At 72.0% G+C, this 7,257-nt stretch carries 7 protein-coding genes; 6 read left to right on the top strand and 1 reads right to left on the bottom strand.

What is annotated here, in order from left to right; all coding sequences use genetic code 11:
• Nucleotides 1-221: 221 nt before the first annotated feature.
• Nucleotides 222-1,910, bottom strand: a complete 1,689-nt coding sequence (locus ACZ7EC_RS32585) for a chitinase (RefSeq protein ID WP_471068755.1) — start codon at nt 1,908-1,910, stop codon at nt 222-224.
• 299 nt (nt 1,911-2,209) lie between these two features.
• Between ACZ7EC_RS32585 and ACZ7EC_RS32580 the strand changes: the two genes are divergently transcribed.
• The 6 genes from ACZ7EC_RS32580 (at nt 2,210) to ACZ7EC_RS32555 (ending at nt 7,257) form a co-directional block, all read left to right on the top strand.
• Nucleotides 2,210-3,070, top strand: a complete 861-nt coding sequence (locus tag ACZ7EC_RS32580) for a hypothetical protein (RefSeq protein ID WP_471068743.1) — start codon at nt 2,210-2,212, stop codon at nt 3,068-3,070.
• Nucleotides 3,071-3,148: 78 nt separating this feature from the next.
• On the top strand, nt 3,149-3,859 hold the full coding sequence (cpaB, locus tag ACZ7EC_RS32575; RefSeq protein ID WP_471068740.1) for a Flp pilus assembly protein CpaB: 711 nt from the start codon (nt 3,149-3,151) through the stop codon (nt 3,857-3,859).
• 12 nt (nt 3,860-3,871) lie between these two features.
• A complete protein-coding gene (locus ACZ7EC_RS32570; RefSeq protein WP_471068737.1) occupies nt 3,872-5,128 on the top strand; it encodes an AAA family ATPase in 1,257 nt (418 codons plus the stop codon).
• Nucleotides 5,129-5,213: 85 nt separating this feature from the next.
• Nucleotides 5,214-5,543, top strand: coding sequence for a pilus assembly protein (locus ACZ7EC_RS32565; RefSeq protein ID WP_471068752.1), 330 nt, complete (start codon nt 5,214-5,216; stop codon nt 5,541-5,543).
• Nucleotide 5,544: 1 nt separating this feature from the next.
• Complete coding sequence (locus tag ACZ7EC_RS32560; protein ID WP_471068734.1) at nt 5,545-5,907, top strand: TadE/TadG family type IV pilus assembly protein; 363 nt, start codon at nt 5,545-5,547, stop codon at nt 5,905-5,907.
• A gap of 12 nt (nt 5,908-5,919) precedes the next feature.
• A complete protein-coding gene (locus ACZ7EC_RS32555; RefSeq protein ID WP_471068731.1) occupies nt 5,920-7,257 on the top strand; it encodes a CpaF family protein in 1,338 nt (445 codons plus the stop codon).

Genomic DNA, 7,257 nt, shown 5'->3' with positions numbered 1-7,257 from the left:
TACTGCAGGGGGGACCCTGTGGGAGAGTAGGACGCCGCCGAACAATTATTCCGGGGAACCCCCGCACCGTATGGTGCGGGGGTTTTCTGCGTTCAAGCCGGCTCACGATCCATCACATAGTCCTGTTGCCGGTCGCAATGCGCGTCGGGCCGGGGGTGGCTGGAATGTGTTGGGCGCCCGGACTCCGTGGAGGAGGCCGGGCGCCGGGGGGTGAGGGGAGGTCAGGGCAGGGCGTGGACGTGTGAGCCGACCGTGGTGGACCAGGTGTTGCCCGAGGAGGCGTCCCAGTTGGTGGACCAGGTCATGGCGCCGCGCAGGTCAGGGTAGGTCTTGGCGGGTTTGAAGGTGCCGCAGTTGGTGCCGGCGGTGAGGCAGTCGAGGGCGTTGTTCACCACCGAGGGGGAGACGTAGCCGCTGCCGGCCGCGCTGGTGGAGGCGGGGAGGCCCAGGCCGATCTGGGAGGGGGCGAGGCCGCCCTGGAGCTGAATGCAGGCGAGGGCGGTGAGGAAGTCGACCGTGCCCTGGCTGTAGACCTTGCCGTCGCAGCCCAGCATGGAACCGCTGTTGTAGTACTGGGTGTTGACGACCGTGAGGATGTCCTTCACGTTCAGGGCCGTCTGGAAGTAGGAGGCGGACGTCGACTGCATGTCGATCGTCTGCGGGGCCATCGTGATGATCAGGGAGGGGCCCGCCTTCGCGGACAGGGCGCGCAGGGCCTGGGTCATGTACGTCGCGTTCAGGCCGTTCTCCAGGTCGATGTCGACGCCGTCGAAGCCGTACGTCTGCATCAGGGAGTAGACGGAGTTCGCGAAGTTCGTGGCGGAGGCGGAGTCGCTGACCGAGATCGTGCCGTTCTGGCCGCCGATCGAGACGACCACCTTCTTGCCGGCCGCCTGCTTGGCCTTGATGTCCGCCTTGAACTGGTCGACGGTGTAACCGCCGAGGTCGGCCGAGTCCAGGGTGAAGGTGACCGCGCCCGGTGTCGTGGACGCGTCCGCGAAGGCCACCGCGATGATGTCGTAGGCGGCGGGCACGTCGGAGATCTTCTGGACCTTCGCGCCGTTGTTGAAGTTCTGCCAGTAGCCCGTCACCGCGTGCTTCGGAAGGGAGCCGCCGGTGTTGCCGCCGCTGCCGGTCGAGGCGGTGGTCGCCGTCACCGCCGCCGACTTCTGCGACTCGCCCGCCGCGTTCGTCGCCGTCACCTGGAAGGAGTACGAGGTGGCGGGGGACAGGCCGGTGACCGTGGTCGAGGTGCCGGTGGTGGAGGAGACCTTCGCGCCGTTCTCGTACACGTTGTAGCCGGTCGCACCCGAGGAGGTGGACCAGGTGAGGGTGGCGGAGGACGAGGTGGTGGCGGAGACCGCGAGGCCGGTGGGGGCGGCCGGGACGGTGGGGGGCGGAGTGCCGCCTCCCGTGCCGCCGCCGTCCGGGCCGTAGAGGGAGACGTCGTCGGCGTAGTAGGCGGCCTGGCCGTACCACCCGTGCGTGTAGAGGGTGACCGAGGTGGTGGACGCGCCCGTGGTGAACGACGTCGACAGCTGCTTCCACGTGCTCGTGTCCGGCGTCCAGGTGGAGACGTCCGTGGTGCCCGTGCCCGTCACGCCCAGGTAGCTGTAGCCGCCCTGGACCCAGGCACTCAGGCTGTACGAGGAGTTGGGCTTGACGGCGACCGTCTGGGTGCACTGGGCGTCGTCCTGGCCGGCGGGGGTCGCCTTCAGGGCGCTGCTGCCGGAGTGGACCGGGGAGGAGACGGTCGTGCCGCTTCCCGCCGAGCACGTCCAGCTCGACAGGCCGGATTCGAAACCGGCGTTGACGACGTTGTTGACGTCCGCCGCGGACGCCGGGGCCGCGGTCGCGGCGAGCCCGGCGGCGGCGAGGGCGAGGGTGACGGCGGCGGACCATGCCGCCATCCGGCGGCGGGGTGGTCTGGGGATGCCTGGTGCGCGGTCCACGGGGACCTCCGGGGAGGGGAGTCGGAGTGGGGGCGGAGCCGGTGGCCACCGGTGCACAGACAAGTTGGTCCAGACCAATCCTGCTGTCAAGAGGTCCAGACCGATGCGGGGGTCGGCCGGTTTCGCAACCTGCCCCGGTTTGCGGGGACTTGCCCCCAGCAAGTTCCACATGTGCTTCACCAACGCTGTTCTCCCGCCCCGCACGCGTGGATACAGTGCTCAGGTAGTCACGCAGTGAAGTCACCGGGGAGCGGGGCGTGCCAACTGCCATTGCCGTGACCAGTGCCGACCTGGCGCTGCCGCCACAGGACGAACGCACCATGCCCGCCGTCGTGCTGGCCGGGCTCGACCGGCATCCCCTCGACCACGCGCTCACCGAACTGAGCGACCTCATCGAGAGTCACGGCCATGTCGTCGTCCTGTGCTCGGCGGCCACCCCCGAGCCGGTCGTACGGCGCCTGTACACCCTGCGCGCGCTGCTGGAGAGCGACCGGGTCGCGCTGCTCAGGCCGGAGCTGCCGCCGCTCGGAGTCGCCGTGCTGGGGCGCCAGTTACGCCAGCTCGCCACCTGTGACCTCGGTCCCGGTGTGCTCGCCTGCGCCGGCCGGCTGCTCGCCCACTACATCCACGCGGGCGCGGTCCTCGGCTCCGTCGCCCGGCTCGACCGGGTACCGGTCGGGCTGAAGGCGCACGCCAGATCCTGGGTGCCGGGCAGCCAGTTCGCCGTACTCGCCCATCCCGAGCCGCAGCTCGTCAAGGTCGCGCCCGGAGCCACCCTCAAGGGGCCCGAGTTCCCCACCTGGATGCTCCTCGCGAAGGGCCAGCTGCCCGGCGAGTGGGCGGCCGGGCTCGGTGCCGCGTGGCAGGCGCAGGGGGTCCGGGAGACCGCGCTGCCCGCCGAGTCCCGCGCGTGGTGGGGAACCGGCCGTATGGTCGAGTTCTGCGCCCACCTCGACGATCTGTCCGTGCTGTACCAACTGGTCGCCTCCGTACGGCAGTCCAGCTGCCACTGGTGCGGGCTCGACGTCATCGGCGACCGCTGCGTCTTCTGCTCCGCCGTCCCGCCCCTCCGCGAACCGCCCGCTCCACGGGCCCTGGAGCCCCGCACGCCCGCCTGAGCCGGGGACAGCCGCCGGACCACGACCCGCACGTCCACATCCCGAACGACCGACTCCCCCAATGAGGTTGCACGGTTCATGAACTCCCGTCAGCGCCGCGGCGTGATCCTCCTGCTCCTGTCGGTCCTGTGCGCTCTGCTCGCGTTCGCCGGCGTGCTCTCCGTCGTCCACGACGTCGACTCCAAGGTCGGCCCCGAGGTCACCGCCTACCGGGTCCGCTCCGACGTCAAGCCGTACACCGCCTTGGACGCAAGCCAGTTCGAGAAGGTCCGGATGCCCAAGCGGTGGCTGTCCGGGACCGCGGTCACCGATCTGCGCGGGCTCCAGGGGAAGATCGCGGTGACCACGCTGCGCGCCGGGTCCCTGCTGCAGAGCGACATGATCGTGGACCAGCCCGCCCTCCAGCCCGGACAGCAGGAGGTCGCCATCATGATCGACGCGGCGACGGGCGTGGCGGGGAAGATCACGCCGGGTTCGCGGGTCAACGTCTACGCCACCTTCGCGGGCAAGAAGGAGGGCGACCCCGACCAGTCGAAGATCATCGTGACCGACGCGCGCGTCCTCGACGTCGGCCGGATCACCGCCCTCGATCCGGACGCCGCCAAGAACAGCCAGCAGCAGCCCGGTGAGGCCGTCCCGATCACCTTCGCGCTGTCCACCCTCGACGCCCAGCGCATCACCTACGCCGAGTCCTTCGCCCAGCGCGTCCGGCTCGCGCTGATCGGGCCCGGCGGGGAGACCGGCGTCCCGGACAAGGACCGCACCTACGAACTCGCGACGGACAAGTGAGAGGCGGCCCGCATGCCGACCAGGATCCTCCCGGCGGGCGCCGACCCGGACGCCGTCCGCTCCCTCGTCACCCTGCTCAGCCAGCTGCCCGACGCCGAACCGCAGCCGCCGGTCACCGACTCCACCCGACTGGTCGACGCCCTCGCCCAGCTCGCCGCCGAGTCCGTGGACGAACTCCCCGAGGTGCTCGTCGTCCATGAACGCATCGGCCCCGCACCGGCGTTGGAGCTGATCCGGGAGATCGCCCTGCGCTTCCCGGCCGTCGGCGTCATCCTCGTCACCAACGACGCGAGCCCCGGCCTGTTCGCCGCCGCGATGGACTCCGGCGCCCGCGGGCTGGTCGCGCTCCCGCTGTCGTACGACGAACTGGCCGGCCGGGTGCAGACGGTCGCCCAGTGGTCGACGGAGGTACGGCGCCATCTCGGCCAGGGCGGCGGCGAGGCGCCGGGCGGCCCCGGCGGTACGGTCGTGACGGTCAGCGGCGCCAAGGGCGGCGTCGGCGCCACGCTCACGGCCGTACAGCTCGCGCTCGCCGCGCAGGCGTCCGGGCGGTCCACCGCGCTGGTCGACCTCGATCTCCAGTCCGGGGACGTCGCCTCCTACCTGGACGTCCAGTTCCGGCGCTCGGTCGCCGACCTCGCCGCCATCAGCGACATCTCGCCGCGGGTCCTGGCCGACGCCCTCTTCCGCCATGACACCGGGCTGGCGCTGCTGCTCGCACCCGGCGAGGGGGAGCGCGGCGAGGAGGTCACCGACCGCGCGGCCCGCGGGATCGTGCGCGCCCTGCGCTCGCGCTACGAGGTCGTCGTCATCGACTGCGGCGCGCAGCTCGGCGGGGCGGGCGCGGCGGCGATCGAGACGGCCGACACGGCGCTGCTGGTCACCACCCCGGACGTGATCGCCGTACGCGCCGCCAAGCGGACCGTGCGGATGTGGGACCGGCTCCAGATCCGCAAGGCTGAGGAGACCACGGTCGTCGTCAACCGGCAGAGCCGGCACACCGAGATCCAGCCGGCGCTGGTGCAGCGGATCACCGGGACGGCGCTCGCGCACACCGCCGTACCCGCCAACTTCAAGGAGCTTCAGGCGGTGGTGGACGCCGGGCGGGTGCATGAGCTGGACGCCCGCAGCACGGTGAAGCAGGCGCTGTGGGCGCTCGCGGGGGAGCTGGGGCTCGCGCGGGCGGCCGAGGGCGCGCACCGGGGCGGGGCGCGGGGTGGTGCGCGCGCCGGGGCGCGTGGTGGGGGCTTTCGGCGGCGGAAGGAGTGAGCCGGTGACAAGTGAACCGGTGACGAGTGAACCGGCGGCGAAAAGGGGCGCGGACCGGGGCCAGGTGAGCATCGAGTTCCTCGGCATGACCCCGCTGATCCTGCTCACCCTGGTGCTGGTGTGGCAGGCCGTACTCGTCGGGTACACCTTCACGCTCGCCGGGAACGCCGCGGACGAGGCGGTACGGGCCGGTACGGCGGCGCCACCGGGCGGCGCGCGCCAGGCGGCCTGCTCGGCGGCGGGGCGCAGGGACCTGTCGGCGGCGTGGCGGGGGGACGCGACGGTGAGCTGCGGGGGGTCCGGCTATGTCACGGCCGACGTCTCCCTCAAGGTCCCGGTGCTCTTTCCGGGCCTGTTCGCCTTCCCGGCGCGGGTGCACGGCCACGCCGGCGCGGTGGAGGAGGCGAAGGACTGAGATGCCGTACCCGAGCGGACACCGTCGCCGCCGCGGCCGTCGTGACCGCGGTCAAGTCGCCATCGAGTACCTGGGGTTCCTCCCCGTGCTGCTGCTCGTCGCCCTCGCCGGCATCCAGCTCGGCGCCGTCGCCTACGCCGCCGAGCAGGCCGGTACGGCGGCCCGAGCCGGGGCGCGGGCCGCGTCGCTGCGGCAGGACGCGCAGCAGGCGTGCGCCGCGGCGGTCGGCGGGGGGATGCGGGTGAGCTGCGCGGAGGGCGGCGGGGGCGGCTCCGTCACCGTGACCGCGACCGTCCGGATCCCGGAGATCGTGTGGAGCTTCGGGGACGCCACCAAGACCGCGACCATGCCGCTCGACCACTGAGGAGCCGGGACCATGAGCCTGCGGGCACGTATCAGCACTCCGGAGGAGCACGGCAGCCGGGGCGGGGACGGGCATCTGGTCGCCGCCTACCGGGCCAAGCTGCTGGAGGAGATCGACCTCGCGGAGATGGGCGCGCTGGCCGCCGCGGAGCGCCGCAGCCGCCTTGAGCGGGTCCTCGGGCACATCATCAGCCGCGAGGGCCCGGTGCTCTCCACGGTGGAGCGCGCCCAGCTGATCCGGCGGGTGGTCGACGAGGCGCTGGGCCTCGGCATCCTCGAACCCCTCCTGGAAGACGCCTCGATCACCGAGATCATGGTGAACGGCGCGGACGCGATCTTCGTGGAACGCGCGGGCCGTGTCGAGCAGTTGCCGCTGCGGTTCGCCTCCGCGGACCAGCTGATGCAGACCATCGAGCGGATCGTGTCGACCGTCAACCGCCGGGTGGACGAGTCGAATCCGATGGTGGACGCGCGGCTGCCGTCCGGCGAGCGCGTCAACGTCATCATCCCGCCGCTGTCGCTGACCGGGCCCGTCCTCACCATCCGCCGCTTCCCGCGCTCCTTCACCCTCCAGGAGCTGATCGGGCTCGGCTCGCTGGCCGAGCCGATGGTGTACCTGCTGGCGGGGCTCGTGCGGGCGAAGTTCAACATCATCGTCTCGGGCGCCACCGGCACCGGCAAGACCACCCTGCTCAACGCCCTGTCGGGGCTCATCCCGCCGCACGAGCGGATCATCACCATCGAGGACTCCGCCGAACTCCAGCTCCAGCAGAGCCATGTGGTCCGGCTGGAGTCCCGGCCGCCGAACGTCGAGGGCAAGGGCCAGATCACCATCCGCGACCTGGTGCGCAACTCGCTGCGGATGCGGCCCGACCGGATCGTGGTCGGCGAGGTCCGCGGCGGTGAGTCCCTCGACATGCTCCAGGCGATGTCCACCGGCCACGACGGCTCGCTGGCCACCGTGCACGCCAACAGCGCCGAGGACGCCCTCACCCGGCTCCAGACGCTGGCCTCCATGTCCGACGTGGAGGTGCCGTTCGTCGCGCTGCACGACCAGATCAACAGCGCGGTCGACGTCATCGTCCAGCTCACCCGGTTCGCCGACGGCGCCCGCCGGATCACCGAGATCGCGCTGCTGGACAGCCATGGCGGGGAGCCGTACCGGCTGGCCACCGCCGCCCGCTTCGAGGCGGAGCCGATGACGGCGGACGGCCGGGTGCCCGGCGCCTTCGCCTACTTCCCGCTGCCCCGCCGCACCGCCGACCGCCTGCACATGGCGAGCCAGCCCGTCCCCGGCGCCTTCGGCGTCGCCCGCACCGCCGACCAGCTCGCCACCCGAGAAGCCAGGTAG

The sequence above is a fragment of the Streptomyces sp. NPDC037203 genome (assembly GCF_055605065.1).
This window is presented reverse-complemented; position numbering and strand designations above follow the sequence as displayed.